Source organism: Vibrio sp. 10N.286.52.F8 (assembly GCF_041468745.1).
In the GTDB taxonomy this organism is placed as follows: Bacteria; Pseudomonadota; Gammaproteobacteria; order Enterobacterales; family Vibrionaceae; genus Vibrio; species Vibrio crassostreae_C.
Genome location: NZ_JBFRJF010000007.1, coordinates 138411 through 158001 on the forward strand (window position 1 = coordinate 138411; position 19591 = coordinate 158001).

Sequence of the window (19591 nt, forward strand, 5' to 3'; positions counted from 1 at the left end):
AACGTACACAAGTTAAAATCGGATGAGCTACTTACCTCTGCAAGATTGGCATGTAACGAAAGTCGTAAAGAACACGAATTGAATTCAATAAAAAAGGATCCCACTGGGATCCTTTTTTGTATCGACTGAAAACTGACGGCCTGTTATTTAGGCGAATGCTATTTAGAACTCAGCACTGAGGCTGGATTCAACTTCGCCGCGCGTGATGCTGGGTACCATGTCGCCAGTAAACTCAGCACAATCGCAGTGCCGGAAACCACAACAACATCCGTCATATCAAGTTGTGATGGCAAGAAGTCGACAAAATAGATATCACCGGACAAGAACTGGTGATCGACCAACTTTTCAAGTCCTTTGATTAGTGTCGTGAGATTAAGAGCGACTAGCACACCTATTGCACTGCCCACTAAACTGCCTAACACGCCTGAGAATACGCCCTGCCAAACAAAGATGCGCTTCACAAGGCCGTCTGATGCACCCATGGTTCTTAAAATCGCGATCTCTGATGCTCTGTCTTTTACTGCCATCATTAGCGTCGAGACAATATTGAAACAAGCCACACCAATAACCAGTACCATCACCAGATACATGATGGTACGAACGAGTTGGATATCTCGATACAAGAAACCAAACTTCTGCTGCCAGCTTCGTAGATACACATACACATCAAGCTGATTGCCCACTTCACGCACAATAGAGTTCGCGTTCAGCACATCGGTCACTTTTAAAGAGACTCCAGTTACCGCCTCACCTAAGTTGGCGTAGACCTGAGCATCACCAATCGGAATCAGAGCCAAGCTGTGGTCAATCTGGCCATTAAGCGTCAGCAAGCCAACCACTTTCACTCGAACACGCTTTGGCGCCTGAACCTTCACAGAACCGTTTACCGTTGGAATCATCAAAGTCAGGTAATCACCCACTTTCGCACCCAACACATTCGCTACACCAGAGCCCAGAATGATCTGTTGTTGTCCTGCCTTAAACTCGCTCCAAGCTTGTTTATCGATAAAACTCGATAGACTTGATACCTGTTGTTCAAGTTGTGGATCAACACCGCGAACTTCAATTGCTTTGAGCTCTTTGCCCTTTTCAGCAAGCGCTGTAATTTTTACATAAGGCGCAGCAGCAACGACTTTATCGTGCTTAACCGACTCCTCAATCACGTGCTCCCAACGAGTCACAGGCTCATTCACGCCTTCAAATTCACCATGAGGAATGACAGAAAGTACTCGTGATTGAAGCTCTCGCTCAAAGCCATTCATCGCAGATAAGCCGATAATGATCACCGCGACACCAACCGCAATACCAATCGTCGAAGACAATGAGATGAACGACACCATCTTGTCTCGTTGTTTCGCACGGCTAAATCGGCCGCCTATCAATAGAGATAAAGAGGAAAACACTTAGCTCTCCTCTTTTTCTACGTTGACCAGTAAACCATCTTGCATGTGAAGTTGGCGATCCATCTTACCGGCAAGTTCACCATCGTGAGTCACGACCAAAAAGGCAGTATCGTATTCACGGTTCAGTTCACGCATTAAGTCGTAAATAGACAGTGCGGTGTTATGGTCAAGGTTACCGGTTGGTTCATCCGCCAGCACTAGCGCAGGCTTATTCACCAATGCACGAGCAATCGCCACACGTTGCCTCTCGCCACCAGAAAGCTCTGAAGGTCGGTGGTCCACGCGGTGACTCAATCCAACTTTGTCCAACAAACGTTGTGCTTCTTGCTTTGCTTTAGCGGGCTTTTCGCCGCCAATCAATAACGGCATCGCCACGTTTTCTAAAGCTGAAAAGTCAGATAGAAGATGATGGAACTGATACACAAAGCCAAGATGCTGGTTGCGAAGCTTCGCCTGCTTATTCGAACTCAAAGATGCTAAATCTTGACCAAGAAAACTCACACTGCCCGCAGAAGCATCGTCTAATGCGCCTAAGATATGCAGTAAGGTACTTTTGCCCGAGCCAGAGGTACCGATGATTGCTACTAGCTCACCCTTTTCGATGTCAAAGCTGACTCCCTTGAGCACCTCAGTATCTAACGAGCCTTCACGGTACGTTTTACGGATATCATTACATTGAAGAAAATTACTCATAACGAAGGGCCTCAGCAGGTTTCACAGACGATGCACGATAAGAAGGGAATACAGTGGCAATCAGGCTAAGTGCAATAGCCAGAACCACAACAACAGCGATTTGAATTGGGTTAATCAAAATAGGTAACTGACCACCAAACGAGAATAGAGCAACACCCATCGCTTCTAAAATCGGGTTAAGGTTCATTGCCAGAACAACACCTAGTGCGCCGCCGGATAGTGCGCCAATCACGCCACTACTCGCGCCCTGAACCATAAAGATGCCCATCACTTGGCCGTCAGTCATGCCCTGAGTTTTAAGTATCGCGACCTCAGATTGTTTCTCCATCACCACCATAATCAGCGCAGAGATAATATTAAATGCAGCAACCCCGATGATCAGACCAAGCATTAGGCCCATCATGTTTTTCTCCATACGAACCGCTTGGAACAGCTCGCCACGTTGGTCACGCCAATCGCTCCACAACCATCCATCAGGTAAGGGTTGGTTCGATAGTTCCGCGACTTCAAATGGGTCTTCAAAAAACAGTCGCCAACCTGAAATGGTGTCTGACTTATAACGCATCAAACGCCCAGCAGCTTGGATATCCGTCACCATAAGTTGGGCATCAATATCCGAGCCCGTATTAAAGATACCAGCTACGGTGAAATTACGTTGGCTTGGAATACGACCTAACGGGGTGTACTGGCTCGCGCTGGTCACCATCAGGCGAACTTTGTCACCCATAGATACCTTCAAATTTCTCGCCAAGGTGTGACCAAGAAATAGCTGATACTGGCCCGCTTTAAGTGAAGACAATCTGCCCGCAATCAAGTGGTTTTGAAGAGGGTCATCTGAATTAGGTTCAATACCGATTAATAGCCCCGCAGATAACTGAGCCGGACTCTGAATCACCGCCTCACTGCGGACAATCGGTTCAACGTGACCATTAAGCGAGATTTGCTCTGCAAAATTAGGCGCTTGGGCAGAAAGAGAGGTGGTGCCACCTTGCTCATAAACCACCGCTTGAGGAAGAACACCAAGAATTCGATCTTTTAACTGCGCTTCGAATCCATTCATTACCGATAAAACAGTAACCAAAGACAGCACACCAATGGTGATACCTGCCGTCGACATATAAGAAACAAAACGGCTAAAGCGATCACCTGAACGGCCTTTCAAATAGCGTAGGCCAACAAACAACGAAATAGGATGAAACATACTTTGAACCATCTAAAGGGGATGCGGGTTAATGTAACGGGTATTGCTGTTACTGTGTAGGGGTTAATTGAAAATATAGAGTGAATTAACTCAATTAGTTAGGCTTGAAAAACAGAACCTTGTCAAATAGCCAAATTTCAAACAACTATTTGAGACTTTCAATTAACTGACCTTGATTACTGCGGCCACATAGCGATAATCAATAGATCACTTCAAGGAACTAACGCATGACAGAACAAGAGTTTTTCACCGTTCACCATAGCCTTACCGCTAATATTGAACCAATGGACAGCGGCTTCACTTTACCTTCTCAAATTCAATTCGAATCTGAGATCCCAGCACCATTTGTGGTGGCAAGTGAATTTAGCCAATTGGATCTGTTAGCTGACAGCGCTCGAGCGGAACTGAAAAACAGCGACTTGAAGAATGTCACCAGTTTATTGGATGCACAAAACTCAAAATTAAACCTCTTGTTGAGCTTTATGTTATCGCAGCAAGATGATGAGAAATTTCGCACTCACACCTATTCATTTGGTGCGAGTCAGTTTTCCTGCTTTTCAAAAGCAGACATCGAACCGGGTCGCTTAGTAAAAGCCAAACTTTTTCTAGAGCACCCAGCTGCAGCCATTTATTGCTACGCGGAAGTCTTCGCTAGTGAACCTAAAGATTCAGGTTTCGAAATCAAATTCAAATATGCTCATCTTCGTGATACTGACCAAGACTTGTTGATCAAAGCTGCGCTTCATCAACAACAAAAGCTCTTACGTCAACGCTCTCTAGAACGAGATAACAAGTAAATAGACATGACAAAACAATCCATTTTTACACTACCTAAGCTCAAAGGTGCCGGTGATAAAAAACACATCGGTAACCTAGTTGGTTCATCTCTCGCGCTTGCTATCGCTAGACTTGCGGAGCAGCATAACAGCCATACTTTACTTGCAGTGCCCGATCCTCAAATCGCACTCAAGCTTCAATCAGAAATTGAACAGTTTACGTCACATGAAGTGGCACTATTCCCTGATTGGGAGACTCTGCCATACGATAGCTTCTCACCGCACCAAGAGATCATTTCTGACCGTATCGCTCGCCTTTATGCATTGCCAACGTTAAAAGATGGCATCACGATCGTTCCGATCAGCACGCTACTACAACGTCAGTCGCCACGTGACTTCTTGTTGCAGCACACCTTAATGGTGAAAACGGGTGATCTGTACTCGCTTGAGAAGCTGCGTCTTCAACTTGAAAAGTCTGGCTATCGTTATGTAGACCAAGTGTTTGGCCCAGGTGAGTATGCGAGTCGAGGTTCAATTCTCGACTTGTTCCCAATGGGCAGCAAAGACCCGTATCGTATCGACTTCTTCGATGACGAGATCGACACCATCCGTACTTTCGATCCTGAAAATCAGCGCTCTATTGAAGACATCTCTGAGATCCGTTTGCTGCCAGCTCACGAGTTCCCAACCTCTGAAAGTGCTATTGAAGATTTCCGAATTCGCTGGCGCCAACAGTTTGATGCGCGCCGTGAACCAGAATCGGTTTATATGCAGGTTTCAAAAGGCACTTGGCCCGCAGGTATTGAATACTGGCAGCCGCTATTCTTCGACCATACTGAAACCTTGTTTGATTATGTTGCCGATGAAGCGCAAATCCTCGTTCTAGGTGATGTCGAGACCGCGGTAGATTCATTCCTAACAGACGTTTCTCATCGATACGAACAACGCGGTGTTGACCCGTTACGACCACTGCTGAAACCTGAACAACTTTGGCTACAAAAAGACGAACTGTTCGCACATTTCAAACAAAAACCACAGGTCAATCTGAGCTTAGATTCAATTGAAGAAAAAGCCGGACGTACCAACCTTCCGGTTGTGTCTCTGCCTGATCTCAGCGTTCAACATCAGAATAAAGAACCACTCGCAAACCTAAGAAAGTTCACTGAAGCCTTCGAAGGAAAAGTGGTCTTTTCGGTTGAATCAGAAGGTCGTCGTGAAGCGCTGAGTGAACTGCTTCGTGGTATTAAAGTACGACCAAGCGAAGTTGAAAACCTCGATGCCTCAATTAAAGGCAAAGACAAGTTCAGCCTCATCCTTGGCTCTGCTGAACACGGTTTTATCCATGAAGAGCAAAACATCGCCCTTATCTGTGAAAGCGACCTGTTGGGTGATCGCGTTGTTCAGCGCCGTAAGAAAGACAAAAAAAGTGTTAACAGCGACACTGTCATTCGTCACTTAGCCGAACTTAAACCAGGTCAGCCTGTTGTACACATTGACCATGGTATAGGTCGCTACATCGGCCTACAGACTCTCGAAGCCGGTGGTATGAAAACCGAATACGTAACCCTTGAGTATCAAAACGATGCCAAGTTGTACGTACCCGTTGCGTCTTTGAACCTTATTGGACGTTACTCTGGTGGCGCCGAAGAGTCTGCACCGCTACACAAACTAGGTGGTGAGGCGTGGCAAAAAGCGCGTAAGCGTGCCGCTGAAAAAGTACGTGACGTTGCTGCAGAGCTGCTGGATGTTTACGCCAAGCGTGAGCTTAAACCTGGCTATAAATTTGTTTTAGATCGCGGGCAATACGCAACCTTCAAATCTGGCTTCCCATTTGAAGAAACGGATGACCAAGCAATGGCCATCAATGCCGTTATGTCGGATATGTGCCAAGCAAAAGCCATGGACCGCTTAGTGTGTGGTGATGTTGGTTTTGGTAAAACAGAAGTCGCAATGCGCGCAGCATTCGTTTGTACGGATAACAGTAAACAAGTGGCGGTGTTAGTTCCTACTACCCTACTTGCTCAGCAACACTTCGAGAACTTCCGTGACCGTTTCGCCAACTTGCCGATTCGTGTTGAGGTTCTATCCCGATTCAAATCAGCTAAAGAGCAGAAGTTGATCATGCAAGATGTCGCCGACGGTAAGGTCGATATCTTAGTGGGTACTCACAAGCTACTTTCGAGTGATATTAAGTTTAAAGACCTTGGCTTGCTGGTTGTCGATGAAGAACACAGATTTGGTGTGCGTCAGAAAGAGAAAGTGAAAGCGATGCGTGCCGATGTCGATATTCTAACGCTTACTGCGACACCGATCCCGCGAACGCTGAACATGGCAATGAGTGGCATGCGTGACCTTTCGATCATCGCTACACCACCCGCACGACGCTTGGCAATTAAAACCTTCGTTCGCGAGAGTGATGATGCCATCGTCAGAGAAGCGGTGCTGCGTGAAATCATGCGTGGTGGCCAGGTTTACTTCCTACACAACCAAGTCGACACGATTGAGAAAACAGCAGAGTCATTGCAAAAGCTGATTCCAGAGGCGCGCGTGACTGTAGCTCATGGCCAGATGCGAGAGCGCGAACTGGAACGCATCATGAATGACTTCTACCACCAGCGCTTCAACTTACTGGTGTGTACAACCATCATTGAAACCGGTATCGACGTACCAACGGCAAATACCATCTTGATGGACAGAGCCGATAACCTTGGTTTAGCACAGCTGCACCAATTACGTGGTCGTGTAGGTCGTTCGCACCACCAAGCTTATGCTTACTTGTTAACGCCACACCCTAAAGCAATGACCAAAGATGCGATCAAGCGATTGGATGCGATTGCTTCGCTCGAAGACTTGGGCGCAGGCTTTACCCTAGCAACTCACGATTTAGAGATTCGTGGTGCGGGTGAGCTGTTGGGTGATGAACAGAGTGGTCAAATCCAGTCGGTTGGTTTCACCTTGTACATGGAGATGCTTGAACAAGCGGTTGAAGCGTTGAAGGAAGGTCGAGAGCCTTCGCTTGATGATCTATTGCGTGAACAAACTGAAATTGAGATGCGTCTGCCAGCACTATTGCCAGACGACTATATTCCAGACATCAACACGCGTTTATCAACATACAAACGTATTGCGAGTGTGAGTGACACCGACGAATTGGCAGAGTTGAAAGTCGAGCTGATTGATCGCTTCGGCCTTCTGCCTGATGCAACCAAGAACTTGTTGTCAGTTTCTGAGCTAAAATTAGCCGCAGCGTCTATCAAAGCCAAGAAAATTGAAGCCCACGATAAGGGTGGATTCTTAGAATTCTACCCGGATGCTGACATAAACCCGGCCTACCTTGTTAAACTGTTGCAATCTCAACCGCAAAAGTTTTCAATGGAAGGACCAACAAAGTTCAAGTTTACGATACCATTGGTCGACAGACGGAAACGAATTCAATTTGTTAGTGATTTATTGGGCGAATTCAGACAAAACTTGCTGCCTTCAGCATAAGACCCAATCCACTTGCACATATAAATTATCCAGCCGGTAATTCGGCTGGAAGACGGAGTAAAAATGAAAAGACTGATCCCACTGCTACTATTGTTCGTCTCGCTGCCAAGTTTGGCGCAGAGACAATTTGATATAGAAGTGATCATTTTTAAGCGCGCTGTTGATGCAGAAAAGGTGAACGAATCTTGGCCAAATACACAGCCTAAGATTTCACTTGAGCGCGTTGGTTCATTTCAAGATACCCAATACCGAGCAAAGAAAGGCGTTCAAATGCTACCTTACTCGGAATACAAGTTAACGCCTCAGAAAGACAAGCTACGTAAACACGCTGGCTTTGAAGTTCTGATGCATACCGCTTGGCGTCAAGGCGACCAAGGTAAGAGCTCTGCCCCTGTTTTCCATATTCAAGCAGGTAAAGATTTCTCTAAACAATTTAATGCTGATGGATCTGAAAAAGGCACAATCACTGCAGGCAGCGCTGATGGGTTCCAAGAAGAGACCATTGATAAGCCACTATACGAATTAGACGGCAAGCTGCAAATCTACGTTCAGCACTACCTATACGCTGAAACGACCTTGGACTTAAAAGCGCCAAGCGTTCGTGAAGTGACTCTACAAGAGCAACAAATTGAGCTAGATTCACCAGTAAGTGGCGCAGAAAGCAACGTCCAAGTGGGCAACCTAACTGAAATTTCTCCGACGGTTGAAGTCCAAGAGTTCCTTAAGAGCTACCGCATGGACCAAAAACGTCGTATGCGTAGTACAGAAACTCACTACCTTGACCACCCACTTCTTGGAATGGTGATTCAAGTTAGACGTGTAGCGCAGTAAGTTACTTGCCGATTCGGCTATAATTATACAAATAATTCAATCCGCCCTCCAAGTGAGGGCGTTTTATTAAGTGCTATCTATCTTTATTCTGTACTGACTCTCTTTGTTCAGTACTTACACGTTACTTGGTACGTCCTATGAGCCCTGAATTTCAGATCAATACACAAAATCTTAGCCTTAAAATCATTGAGGCCTCAGATGCTCAAGAATTTTCTCAGCTGGTTAAGTCCTCCCCTAGCTTGTTGCCATGGGTCGACTGGTGTCATAGCGAGTTTTCTATCGTCGAAGCCGAGAAATTTATTCTGGCGACTCGCTTAAACTGGGTCAAAGCCGATGCGTTTGGCTTTGGCATCTTTGAACGAAAAAGCGATAAGTTAGTCGGTATGGTTGCCATTAATGAGCTTTACCACACCTTTAATATGGCGAGTTTAGGTTATTGGGTCGGTGATGACTTTCAAAGGAGAGGGATCGCCAAAGAAGCAATGCTCGCCCTATTTGAATTTTGTTTCGCGCAACTCAAGTTAACGCGTTTGGAGATTGTCTGCGATACCGAGAACCTACCCAGCCAAAAGTTGATCGAGAAGTGTGGCGCTGAGCGAGAAACCATTGCCCAGAATCGATTTCTGTTTAACGGTAAGCCGAAAGATGGCGTGGTTTATTCTGTGCTACCTCCAACGTCTTAACAGCAGAAATGAGTTCAACACCTGCGATAATCCATAATCGACACGATCAAAAAAGAGCTCCGAAGAGCTCTTTTTTATTATCAGCGTAATGCTCTGAGAAGGCTTACCTGATTAGTGAAGCTTTAGGTTTGGACGAAGTACACGGTTAATACGACCAACCAGCATCATCAGTGATGTTTTGATTAAGCCGTGAAGCGCCATCTGGTGCATGCGGTACAAAGAGATGTAAACCACACGAGCAATACGACCTTCGACCATCATCGAGCCTTTCGTCAGGTTACCCATCAAGCTACCTACCGTAGAGAAACGGCTAAGTGAAACTAGCGAGCCTTTGTCTTTGTAGATGTAGTCTTTCAGGTCACGACCGTTCAACTTAGCAATGATGTTGCTGAATGCACAGCTTGCCATTTGGTGAGCCGCTTGTGCACGTGGCGGAACGAATGAACCGTCTGCTTGTGTACATTGCGCCAAGTCACCGATTGCAAAGATGTTGTCATCCAGTGTTGTTTGCAGCGTGTTCTTCACAACCAACTGGTTGATACGGTTGGTTTCAAGACCACCGATATCTTTCATGAAATCTGGTGCTTTGATACCTGCTGCCCATACCATGATTTGAGCTGGGATCTTGTCACCATCTTTGGTTGTTAGGCCGTCAGAATCCGCCTGAGTCACCATCGTATTCGTACGAACGTTCACACCAAGCTTGGTTAGCTCAGAGTGTGCTGCACTTGAAATACGAGGAGGTAGAGCTGGAAGAATACGCTCACCCGCTTCAACTAGGTTTACGTTCAGCTTGCTTGAATCTAGGTCGCCGAAGCCGTAAGTACGAAGTTCTTTAACGGCGTTGTGTAGCTCTGCAGAAAGCTCTACACCAGTTGCACCAGCACCAACAATCGCGATGTCTACCGTGCCTTGACCGTTCTTAGCGTGAAGCTTTAAGAACTGATTGTTCATTTCTGTACGGAAACGGTGTGCTTGCTCTGGGCTATCAAGGAAAATACAGTTGTCACGAACGCCTGGAGTGTTGAAGTCGTTTGACGTTGAGCCTAGCGCCATCACTAGAATATCGTATTCAAGTTCACGGCTTGGCATCAGCAGTTCACCGTGCTCGTCTGTAAGCTCGCTTAGTGCAATCACTTTACGCTCACGATCGATGTCGTTCAGGCTGCCCATTTGGAAATCGAAGTAATGGTTTTTTGCGTGCGCACGGTAGCTTAATGCATCAACACCTTCATCCAGTGAGCCCGTTGCTACTTCATGAAGTAATGGTTTCCATAGGTGGCTTGCTTTACGGTCTACCAGAGTAATCTGGGCACGTTTCTTACGACCTAAAGTGCGGCCTAGCTTAGTTGCTAGTTCTAAACCACCAGCACCGCCGCCTACTACGATAATTTTTGTCACAATGACAATCCTCTACAAAATGAATAAATGGGGTTCGGCTCGATTACTCCAACCGATAAATTCTATGTATCTACTCGGCCTTGAATGCGAAGGCTGTTACAAATTGGGTTACCGCGAAAAAGAATAACGACAGCTCACCGAGTAGTTAGAGGGGTTACAAACAACAAATAATGGTTTGTTGCTTTGCTCACGTGGATAAAAAAGGTGACTACCTGAGAGGCAGAACACAAATTATGGGCAAGTTTTTTCACTCGCTCTCAATTTTTTTTGATATTTGTCAAAATATTTTGCTTGGGAACATTATATATAGCAAAAAGATGACCGCAACAAAAAAATCCTTACCCTCAATGAGGATTCGCGACTAATTAGTTAACGTTTGCGCAAACTGATCTATAAATGCACAAACCGACCGATAAAACATATACAACTACTTTATCAATACCAATCTCTAAGATTCAGATGTGAAAAAGCAGCACTCATTGAGCACTGCTTTTATAAAACATCTGGATTGATTAAGCGTTTTTGAACGCTTTCATTGCTTGAAGATGTTGAGAGATCTTTTTGAATTTATGACTCTCTTTCTCATCCCAGATTACATCATAGTAATCTTCTAGCGCGGCAGCTGTTTTGGTATTGTCGTGAATTTCATCTTCACGAGAAAGCACCACTAAACAGCGTCCTTTGTTTTTCATACGGTACTGAGCAACACATTTAGTTGCGATGTCTTCGTACTCTTCTGGACGGTCAATTCGACCTACCATGTTGTTCTCAGGGTGCAGATTAGGGTTGAACACCACCTGCTTAATCCCACATAAGAAACCAATACGCTCAGACCAAAAACCACCTAAACCTACACCACAAATAATGGGATGCGGATCATCGGATTGCTCTATCACCTTATGCACTTCTTTTAGCAGATGCTGCATATCGTGTTTTGGATGCAAAGTACTGTAGTTGATGAAACGAACGTCATCATCAATGAATTGCAACTGCAGTATTTTTTCGTGATTGCCCGGGCTTGTTGAGTCGAAGCCATGTAGATAGATAATCATTGTACCTCCCCCGTTGAATATTGGTACGTTTTGATCAATCTAACACGAAAAACAAGGTTTTAAAGGTAACAGCTGAGAAATTATATTTTTCACTTCCTAAACGTGATCCTAGCTACATAAAGTGTGACTCAGAGCCTCCGCTTCACGCAGATAACTTTCATCGCCCCAAAGCTGATGAGCAAGTAAATACCATAGCATCGCCATCATCTGGCTTCTTGGTAACCATGCTTCTACACCATCAAGCCAAGGCTGAACATCATGGATTCCTCGCAGCTGACAGTACTTCTCAACCGCTTCTGTGACTGGCGCGCCAGCAACCGCAATGGTTAATGTTAAATCGAGCCTAGGGTCTGCGAGCGCAGCGTATTCCCAATCAATAATCTTAATGCAGTCACTGTTTCTCACTAGGTTATAACCACCTAAGTCAAAATGGCACAAAGACAGGTCAACATTGGTAATACTCGGAGCCACGCGCCACTCTTGATAAATCTTAGTGCAGGCTTCGGTCTTATGAATCGCATCAAGCTGCAGCCAGTAATGGTCGACTCGCGCCGTGAAACTGAATGGTTGCAGTGGTAATCGCGCAGTATTAACCAGATGAACAGAGATCAGCGTTTTCAACAGGTCATCGAGTTCTAGATCTTCGTAAAGTGTCTCACCCGCAATCCACTCAACCAGTAACCCCTGCTCATTCACTACCATTGGGCTTGGCCCGATACCGAGTCGCTCAATGGCAGACAGCACTTGGTACTCTTCATGGCGAGAAATGAAGAACGCTTTGGTGATAGGTGTGGTTGGCCGCCAAACATACGCAGTACCATCGGCATCGACCAACTTCCAACATCGATTGGTCAAACCGCCTGTTAATGTCTGTGCTCTAACTGGAGGCTCAGAAAAGTAACCGTCAAGCGAACTCAAACTGGTATCAAGAAGCTTAGCCTCAGACCAAGAAAAAATTGCCATATTTACTCCCTATAAACGTCTTAACTGCCCTATAAACGTCTTCATTCCCTACAAAAAAGACACTGACCAAAAGCCAGTGTCTCTTCATAAACAGCACATCATGCACTGCATTGGCGTGTGACCAAGCTATACGCTGTCAAGATTAAGCGCCGCCAATACTAGACATTGTCAAATCCGGCTGCGCATAGTTGGCAAGTAAGCGAAATTAAAGGCCTAGTAGGCTCTTAGATTGTTGCTTACGGATTTCAGTCTCGTCAGCCCACTCAATCAAGCCAGACTCAAGATCCATTAGACGCATCGTCATTTTGTAGTACACGTCTTCATCGCTACCCGCTTTCTTAACGATGCTTGATAGGTTGCCGTACAGCATGTACTGAGCACCAACCATTTTACCGAATTGAATTGCTGAGCTTTGGTTTACAAGCTCATCGTTGTTTTGGAAGTTCAGTTGGTCACGAACAGACTCTACACGGTCCATATCAACGAAACGGAACTTACCAGAGTTCAGCATCTTAGTACTGATAGTGTCAGTGATTGACTCAGTATCGATGTGCTCACTTGTTTTGTTCTTGATTCGCTCTACAAACACGATTGGACGCTGTTCACGAGTAATGTAAGACACAGAACCAGACGCCATCATGCTATCGACCATTTCACCCGCAATCGTTTGAAGGTCAGTTGAACCGAAATCGATTGTCGTGGTTTCTACTGCTTGTGCATCACCGTAGCTTACCTTGTTTGAACAACCGCCTAAAATAACCGCTAAACCTAGTAGCGCAATGACACTCTTTTTCATTTTGTTTCCTCAACTTATCACTGAGCGGGGTTACCCACACTCTTAAATTCTTGTATTTACGAATCATGAGACCCGTTTAATCTAACTTACTGCTCTCGGAACTGGACTCTGAACTGAGTCGCTTTCGGGTTTACCGACACTTCCGACAACGAAATACTTTCAAAACCACGAACAATCGCTTGCTTCCAAGGACCTTGTTTAAGGTTGACCTCAAGCCCGGCATCGTCGTACCAGTAAAAACGATAAAGAATATGTTGATCGCCTTTATAGTTACTGTTTAAACGAACGATTCCTCGCGTATGACCGTCGACCAGATCGGTGCGAATATCTTCAACCTGTAAACGGCTGCCCAATACCTTGTCACCAAAGAAAACGTTCTGAGTCAGACTATCGACCCTTACGCCAGCTGTATTATCAGCACAACCAGCCAGAGCCATAACCGCTGCTAAGCTCACTAACCACTTTTTCATTACAGCCTCCCTAGCTGTTTATGCCACATTGTTGCATTGTTTCCTTGTCGAGAAATCCACACCAAAGTGGTCTGCCCTTCTCGAATATCAAAGTCGTACGTTTTAGCGCCCGCTTCCAACGTATATTGACCGCTATTTGCTACAAACGTACTGCTCTTAATCTCTGCAGGTAATGATTGCCAACTGCGAGTGTCTGGTTGCTCTGTCAGTGTGTTCCACACGTTGAACAGAATATTACCGACATCATCGCCTTTGGTTGCTTCTTTTCGAATGCGATCTTTCGCGACTACACGTAGCGCTTGGCGAATAACAATGCTTGTCATACGTTCCGATAGATCGTTCTGCGCCATCGCGTTTACATTAGTGATCAAATGTTCTTGTAGCGGCTGTCCGCTGATTCGCAAGGCAGAAAAACGCTCTACGTTTTGACTTGGGTAATATGGCAGCGCAAGAGAGTATATTGCCCCCTGATCGCGACTGTCATAAACAGGCAAATCCAGTCGCCAACTGTCCATAGCTTGCACAGCGCTCTGCTCTTGAAGAACAATCACTCGCCCTTCACCTGCACTAAGTTTAGAAGATTGCTTATAGCGTTTTTCTAATGTTGCTAAATCTTGTCGCATCCCTAAACGAGCGGCTGTTGCCATGGTTCTATCGATGATTTCTTGGTTATCTGGCATCACAGCCAAAGCACGACGATAGTCAACGTAGGCGCTGTTTAAATCATTTGACGCTTCATAAAGCAGACCAGACAAGAACATCAGATACGCATTCTGTACTGACTGCAGTTTCTTACCCGCATCAGGGTAATTGGCAAGGATGCTACCCACATTGGCAGACAAGCCTTGCTTCTTCGCATCGCTGGCTGCTTTGTCTAACTCAGCCTCGCGTTGCTTCTTCGCTTGTTCTTGAACTTGGTTGGCGCGACGCATTTCGATCACCGCACCTTCTAAATCGTTTTTCTTGAGGTAATTTAAACCGAGATACAGATGAAGAAAGCCCAACTCGTAATCGGCTGGCACATACTCGGTAATATTGTCATTCACAGCCAACGCACCCACACTGGTTGCACTGTCTGAGATTGAGATCACGGCTTTGCGTTGCTGCTCAGTAACCGCCTGATCAGCCACTTCAAACGAAGCCTTACTCTCAGGGTATTTTTGATCCAGCAGATTAATTCTGCCTCTTTCAAAGTTATCAAGGATGTCGCCTGCCGCGTAATCTGGTAGCTCTTGCTGAGCCTCTGAATAATCTCCAGATTTAACGGCTTGGTAGATCGCTTTGTTTTGTGCGCTGTAATGACTGAACAGGCTTCCTGCAGACATACTCGCACAACCTACGGTCAACGCCGATAACAGGGCAATGGAAGCGAATCTAAACTGTTGCTTCACTTATCGTCTCCGTGCATGTTTAAAATGCCTACTTTATTAGGGTCTGCTGACCTTTAATGGTCTCATTATCAAAACGAAACGCGTTGTAAAAAGGATCTCAAGCCAGTTGAAACCCTACTGATTTAGCCTCTGCCTAGGCGATGCCGATGTTCAGACAACAGATAGAACTTAAAGTTGGCATACAAACTACAAATTTTCCAACTAACTACTTGTGTTAACCCACTAATGAGCGCGTTTAAACTAGCTCATTAGCTTTCATTAACTCGTTAGCTTTTCATTAGCTCATTAACTTTTTATTAGCTCATTAATAGGGGGCCAAGTGGACGGCCGCCAACCAAGTGCATGTGAATATGATAAACCTCTTGGCCACCGTGAGAGTTACAGTTCACGATAAGACGATAGCCATCTTCTGCAATGCCCTCTTCTTTTGCTAACTTGCGAGCAACAGTAAACATGCGCCCCATCATCGCTTCATCTTGGACTTCAACATCGTTAGTTGTCGGAATCAGCTTGTTTGGGATGATTAGGATATGGCTTGGCGCGCGAGGGTTAATATCGCGAAATGCGGTTACTAAATCGTCTTGGTATAGTAGATCTGCTGGGATTTCTTTGTTGATGATCTTAGTAAAAATGGTTTCTTCAGCCATGTTTCTCTCCGATAAAACATTTATTTTTTAATGCTTTGAGTATGCGCTATGCCGCATCAAACCACAATAAATCTGCTTTAAAGCATAATAAAAAACACCGTTCAAATCAAAGAAAACGAGCCTTAGCTCTCAAGAATGGCATGTTGGTTATAACTGAGCGCTATTTTTGACGTGTGCGTCATAAAATGCGTAAGCCGAGCTCAATAGAATGCTGATAATTTTGTTAGTTTTACTTTGACCTGACATTAGGTCTGCATTTTTATTTAGGGAGAAAGCCATGAAGGGATCTGTGATCAAGCGTATGTACGCTGGTTTCGCACTGATCATCATCATGTTCGCAGTCACGATAACCATCATGATGAACAGCATGAATCAGATACACAGCAATTTTGAGAGTGTCTCAGAAACCTCATTACCACTTGTCGCGCTTTCAAATCAAACGAGTGTTCAATTGCTTTCTGCTGATAAGTCATTCAAAGATTTCTTAACCACACAAAACACTGAACGCATGTCTGCAATGCGTACAGAATTTGCTGCATCACAAAACTCGTTTTCAGAAGTTCTCGGTAGTTTAGAAGCGGCAAGCCAAAACAATGCTTCACTTGTTGAACGTATCGCGCAATTAAGAGCAATGGAAGAACGCTACTTCGCCGAAGCTGACGAAGCGATGAACAACTACGTCGCGATGTTCGAAGCACAAGAACAAGTACAAAAAGCGTCTCGTGACTTCCAACGCTTACATTCAGAATTAACCGTTGGTATGAAAGAGTACGTTGCCGACCAAAAAAGCATCTCTGTAAAAGTGATGGCAAAGAGCTACTTCATCAAACTGCAAGACGCAGAAGTTATTACCTCTGATGCACTTGCTAGCTCTGATGTTGCCTTCGTTCAAAAAGCCGTTAACCAAAACAAAAAGGCCGTTACTCATCTTAACTACGCTTATCGAGGTCTATCAACACAACTACCAGCACTTAAAAATGTCTTCGATGAGTCGGTTCAGAAGTTCACCAAAGACGTTGGTCAGAAAGGTGGCGTACTAGACAAACACAACAACTACCTACAAGCCAAACAAGCGTTGTACGTGAACATCGCTAACCTAGCTCTAGAAGTTGACCAAGCGATGGCTGTTTTGGACTCATTCAACGTGACCGCTGAAGAGCAACTTAACTCATCACTCGCTGACGCAAGCAGCATCTACGACAAAGGCCTATTCAACGCGATTGCCATTGGCATTGTTGTGACTGTGTTCGCTGCTGCGATTGGTTACCACATTGCACACAGCGTACGAGAGCCATTGACTCGCATCCTCGGTACATTAGAAGGTCTAACTGAAGGTGATATGACTCAGCGTATCGATATTCGCTACGACAACGAATTCAGCCGCGTGAGCCGTCACATCAACACCTTGGCTGACAACCTGCACAATATCCTTGTGAAGTTGAATGATGCTTCAGATGACTTAACTAAGACTGCAAGCGTCAACCAGAAGACGTCATCTGAAACGCAGGCTCAATTGAACAGCCAACGTGAGCAAACCGCGACTGTTGCGACCGCAATGACAGAGATGTCTCATTCTGTACAAGAAGTGGCGAACAGCGCGCAAAGCTCACTCACCATGGTTCAACAAGTAGAATCGGCTTCTGAGTCTGGTCGTCAGATCATGAACACCAACATCAGCACCATTAATCAGCTTGAAGTTCGCCTTACTGAATCAGTGGGCGCTGTAGGCGAGCTACAACAGATGAGTAGCCAGATTGGTTCAATCCTTGACGTTATTCGTGGTATTGCTGAACAGACCAACCTACTTGCACTTAATGCGGCAATCGAAGCAGCGCGTGCAGGTGAACAAGGTCGTGGTTTTGCAGTCGTTGCCGATGAAGTACGAGTGCTAGCACAGAAGACCACTCAATCAACCTCTGAAATCGAGACTATGATCAGCAATCTGCAATCAAGCTCGAAAACTGCAAGTAACGTAATTGAAAGCTGTATGAGCGATATGGACATGTCGGTTCAACAAGCTTCAAGTGCAAACAGTGCGATGGAAGAGATCCAAGCCTTGATTCTAGAGATCAGCCACATGAGTACACACATCTCTCAAGCAGCCGCTGAGCAGAGTGAAACGTCTGGTGATATTGCACGCAACATCGAAGACATCAACCACATCGCAGATAAGAGTTACCAAGCGATGTCTTCAATTGCGGAGGCAAGCCAAAACCTAACAATTTTGGCGAATCAGCAAGGTGATTTAGTACATCAATTCAAACTATAGATAAATGAAGAATCGATAGATATTTAGTGAGATTGTTGAGACTTCTTACCCAATAGTGGTGACTAATTGAGCTAGGGCAACTTTTATCAAGGGTTGCCCTTGTTTTTTATGAGCTTTGTCATTATATGATTATTAAGGCTTGCTGCTTCCCGTTTTTTCTTTCACCTTTATGAGCGAGCCGCTATTAAGGAATTTATATGGCTGTTCATGTTGGCATTATCGATCAAGACCCCATTCGCTTGCTCACCCCATTACTTGATAACCGAACGGTCAGCACTCACATCGTGTTTATCGGTGACAAAAATCAAGTCAGTATGTACAAACGTTTAGACAGCGTTTTGCACAAGCGCGACATTACGAGTGAGTTTTTCGAAATTCCGACCATCGTAAATACATCTGTCATTAAAGAATCTATCCAAACCCTTGCCGAAGACCTCAAAGCACGCGGTCAAGAAGTGAAGCTCAACGCAAGTTGTGGCCTCCGTCACCGCCTACTTTCTGTGTACGAAGTATTCCGTACTTACCACTGGCCAATCTTCGTGGTTGAACCAAATAGCGACAAGCTTTGCTGGTTGTACCCTAATGGTAAAGAAGACGCACAAGTTCAAGACCGCATCACTATCGACGACTACCTAACTGTGTTCGGTGCTCGCGGTGAATTCAGCGATGTTCAGCTGTCTCCGCAACTGGATCAGAAACTTTATGAACTGGGTGAACGTTGGGCAAGTAACGCACTCGAACTAGGCCCTGGCCTTGCGACATTGAACTACCTAGCAACGACCTGCCGTAAAGAACAAAAACTTGATGTAGGCCTATCTGAGAAGCAACAAGGCTATCGCGAGCTCAACATGCTGCTGAGCGATTTGGTTGAAGCTAAAATTGCGACTTACGACAATGGTATTTTGACCTTTGCCAACGAAGACGCGCGCCGCTTCTCAAACGGTGAATGGCTTGAAACATTGGTTCACAGCACAGTTAAGCAGATCCAAGATGACATGCCGACCATTCAAGACCGTTCTTTGAATGTTCAGGTATACCGTCAACTGGGTGAACGTGAGGTTCGTAACGAGCTTGATGTTGCCTCTGTGGTGAACAATAAGCTGCACATCATCGAATGTAAGACCAAAGGCATGCGTGATGATGGTGATGACACCTTGTACAAACTGGAATCGCTTAGAGACCTGCTAGGTGGCCTACAAGCACGTGCAATGTTAGTGAGCTTCCGCCCTCTTCGCCATAACGACATCACACGAGCTGAAGATCTTGGCCTTGCATTGATTGGCCCTGACGAATTGAAAGATCTTAAAACACACCTAACGGCATGGTTTACAGCTGCGGGTGGCAGTGAAGATCTAGAGTACTAAAAACCAATAAGCTCATGAGAGCTCAATGCTCTTAAGCAGATTGTTAAAAAGGCGAATGACGATTAAGTCACTCGCCTTTTTTGTTGTCTGTTTTCTCTATTGATTACTTTCAGACGGCACAAAAAAATGGCCGCATCATACGATGCGGCCATTTTCAAAATT

Annotated in this window: 16 protein-coding genes; 6 read left to right on the forward strand and 10 right to left on the reverse strand. The window is 45.3% G+C overall.

Translation table 11 applies throughout. From position 1 onward, the window contains the following. Positions 1-158: 158 nt before the first annotated feature. From lolE to lolC, 3 genes are read right to left on the reverse strand one after another with little or no spacing between them, the layout of a single operon-like run. On the reverse strand, positions 159-1403 hold the full coding sequence (lolE, locus tag AB4133_RS02895) for a lipoprotein-releasing ABC transporter permease subunit LolE (RefSeq protein WP_017072111.1): 1245 nt from the start codon (positions 1401-1403) through the stop codon (positions 159-161). Further along, on the reverse strand, positions 1404-2096 hold the full coding sequence (gene lolD / locus AB4133_RS02900) for a lipoprotein-releasing ABC transporter ATP-binding protein LolD (RefSeq protein ID WP_017060230.1): 693 nt from the start codon (positions 2094-2096) through the stop codon (positions 1404-1406). Beyond that, positions 2089-3297 (reverse strand): lipoprotein-releasing ABC transporter permease subunit LolC, encoded by a 1209-nt coding sequence (lolC, locus tag AB4133_RS02905; protein WP_372223919.1) that lies wholly within the window; start codon positions 3295-3297, stop codon positions 2089-2091. The genes lolD and lolC overlap by 8 nt, the downstream gene beginning before the upstream one ends. 227 nt (positions 3298-3524) lie before the next feature. Here lolC and AB4133_RS02910 point away from each other — a divergent pair, with 227 nt between their 5' ends. From AB4133_RS02910 to AB4133_RS02925, 4 genes are all read left to right on the forward strand, one after another. Next, a complete protein-coding gene (locus AB4133_RS02910; RefSeq protein ID WP_372223921.1) occupies positions 3525-4094 on the forward strand; it encodes a PilZ domain-containing protein in 570 nt (189 codons plus the stop codon). 6 nt (positions 4095-4100) lie between these two features. Beyond that, positions 4101-7562, forward strand: a complete 3462-nt coding sequence (gene mfd, locus AB4133_RS02915) for a transcription-repair coupling factor (RefSeq protein ID WP_372223923.1) — start codon at positions 4101-4103, stop codon at positions 7560-7562. 63 nt (positions 7563-7625) lie between these two features. Beyond that, positions 7626-8393 carry a peptidoglycan binding protein CsiV gene (locus AB4133_RS02920; RefSeq protein ID WP_065584352.1) on the forward strand — a complete coding sequence of 256 codons (768 nt, stop codon included), beginning with the start codon at positions 7626-7628 and terminating at the stop codon, positions 8391-8393. Between the two features lie 137 nt (positions 8394-8530). Then, positions 8531-9076, forward strand: coding sequence for a GNAT family N-acetyltransferase (locus AB4133_RS02925; RefSeq protein ID WP_372223925.1), 546 nt, complete (start codon positions 8531-8533; stop codon positions 9074-9076). 111 nt (positions 9077-9187) lie between these two features. Here AB4133_RS02925 and AB4133_RS02930 read toward each other — a convergent pair whose 3' ends face one another. From AB4133_RS02930 to hinT, 7 genes are all read right to left on the reverse strand, one after another. Then, entirely contained in the window at positions 9188-10477 is a 1290-nt protein-coding gene (locus AB4133_RS02930; protein WP_009847154.1) for an NAD(P)/FAD-dependent oxidoreductase, read from the reverse strand. 512 nt (positions 10478-10989) lie between these two features. Continuing rightward, complete coding sequence (gene ycfP / locus AB4133_RS02935) at positions 10990-11529, reverse strand: alpha/beta hydrolase YcfP (RefSeq protein ID WP_009847155.1); 540 nt, start codon at positions 11527-11529, stop codon at positions 10990-10992. A gap of 108 nt (positions 11530-11637) precedes the next feature. Beyond that, a complete protein-coding gene (locus AB4133_RS02940; RefSeq protein WP_017060224.1) occupies positions 11638-12492 on the reverse strand; it encodes a phosphotransferase in 855 nt (284 codons plus the stop codon). A 205-nt stretch (positions 12493-12697) separates the two neighbouring features. Then, entirely contained in the window at positions 12698-13288 is a 591-nt protein-coding gene (gene lpoB, locus AB4133_RS02945) for a penicillin-binding protein activator LpoB (RefSeq protein WP_017060223.1), read from the reverse strand. 86 nt (positions 13289-13374) lie between these two features. Then, positions 13375-13758 (reverse strand): YcfL family protein, encoded by a 384-nt coding sequence (locus AB4133_RS02950; RefSeq protein WP_017060222.1) that lies wholly within the window; start codon positions 13756-13758, stop codon positions 13375-13377. After that, positions 13758-15149 carry a COG3014 family protein gene (locus AB4133_RS02955; protein ID WP_372223927.1) on the reverse strand — a complete coding sequence of 464 codons (1392 nt, stop codon included), beginning with the start codon at positions 15147-15149 and terminating at the stop codon, positions 13758-13760. The genes AB4133_RS02950 and AB4133_RS02955 overlap by 1 nt, the downstream gene beginning before the upstream one ends. Positions 15150-15445: 296 nt before the next feature. Then, the gene (hinT, locus tag AB4133_RS02960) at positions 15446-15796 is read right to left on the reverse strand and encodes a purine nucleoside phosphoramidase (protein ID WP_017060220.1); all 351 of its coding nucleotides are present in this window, start codon (positions 15794-15796) and stop codon (positions 15446-15448) included. Positions 15797-16073: 277 nt separating this feature from the next. Between hinT and AB4133_RS02965 the strand changes: the two genes are divergently transcribed. Together AB4133_RS02965 and AB4133_RS02970 are read left to right on the forward strand one after the other, a co-directional pair. Continuing rightward, a complete protein-coding gene (locus tag AB4133_RS02965; RefSeq protein WP_372223929.1) occupies positions 16074-18065 on the forward strand; it encodes a methyl-accepting chemotaxis protein in 1992 nt (663 codons plus the stop codon). Between the two features lie 197 nt (positions 18066-18262). Next, on the forward strand, positions 18263-19429 hold the full coding sequence (locus tag AB4133_RS02970; protein ID WP_017065293.1) for a DUF1887 family protein: 1167 nt from the start codon (positions 18263-18265) through the stop codon (positions 19427-19429). Positions 19430-19591 lie beyond the last annotated feature (162 nt).

What these genes read in the sequence shown, in the direction of transcription:
- lolD (WP_017060230.1), bottom strand. Translation starts at nt 2,096, where the DNA reads ATGAGTAATTTTCTTCAATGTAATGATATCCGTAAAACGTACCGTGAA.
- lolC (WP_372223919.1), bottom strand. Translation starts at nt 3,297, where the DNA reads ATGTTTCATCCTATTTCGTTGTTTGTTGGCCTACGCTATTTGAAAGGC.
- AB4133_RS02910 (WP_372223921.1), top strand. Translation starts at nt 3,525, where the DNA reads ATGACAGAACAAGAGTTTTTCACCGTTCACCATAGCCTTACCGCTAAT.
- mfd (WP_372223923.1), top strand. Translation starts at nt 4,101, where the DNA reads ATGACAAAACAATCCATTTTTACACTACCTAAGCTCAAAGGTGCCGGT.
- AB4133_RS02920 (WP_065584352.1), top strand. Translation starts at nt 7,626, where the DNA reads ATGAAAAGACTGATCCCACTGCTACTATTGTTCGTCTCGCTGCCAAGT.
- AB4133_RS02925 (WP_372223925.1), top strand. Translation starts at nt 8,531, where the DNA reads ATGAGCCCTGAATTTCAGATCAATACACAAAATCTTAGCCTTAAAATC.
- ycfP (WP_009847155.1), bottom strand. Translation starts at nt 11,529, where the DNA reads ATGATTATCTATCTACATGGCTTCGACTCAACAAGCCCGGGCAATCAC.
- AB4133_RS02940 (WP_017060224.1), bottom strand. Translation starts at nt 12,492, where the DNA reads ATGGCAATTTTTTCTTGGTCTGAGGCTAAGCTTCTTGATACCAGTTTG.
- lpoB (WP_017060223.1), bottom strand. Translation starts at nt 13,288, where the DNA reads ATGAAAAAGAGTGTCATTGCGCTACTAGGTTTAGCGGTTATTTTAGGC.
- AB4133_RS02950 (WP_017060222.1), bottom strand. Translation starts at nt 13,758, where the DNA reads ATGAAAAAGTGGTTAGTGAGCTTAGCAGCGGTTATGGCTCTGGCTGGT.
- hinT (WP_017060220.1), bottom strand. Translation starts at nt 15,796, where the DNA reads ATGGCTGAAGAAACCATTTTTACTAAGATCATCAACAAAGAAATCCCA.
- AB4133_RS02965 (WP_372223929.1), top strand. Translation starts at nt 16,074, where the DNA reads ATGAAGGGATCTGTGATCAAGCGTATGTACGCTGGTTTCGCACTGATC.
- AB4133_RS02970 (WP_017065293.1), top strand. Translation starts at nt 18,263, where the DNA reads ATGGCTGTTCATGTTGGCATTATCGATCAAGACCCCATTCGCTTGCTC.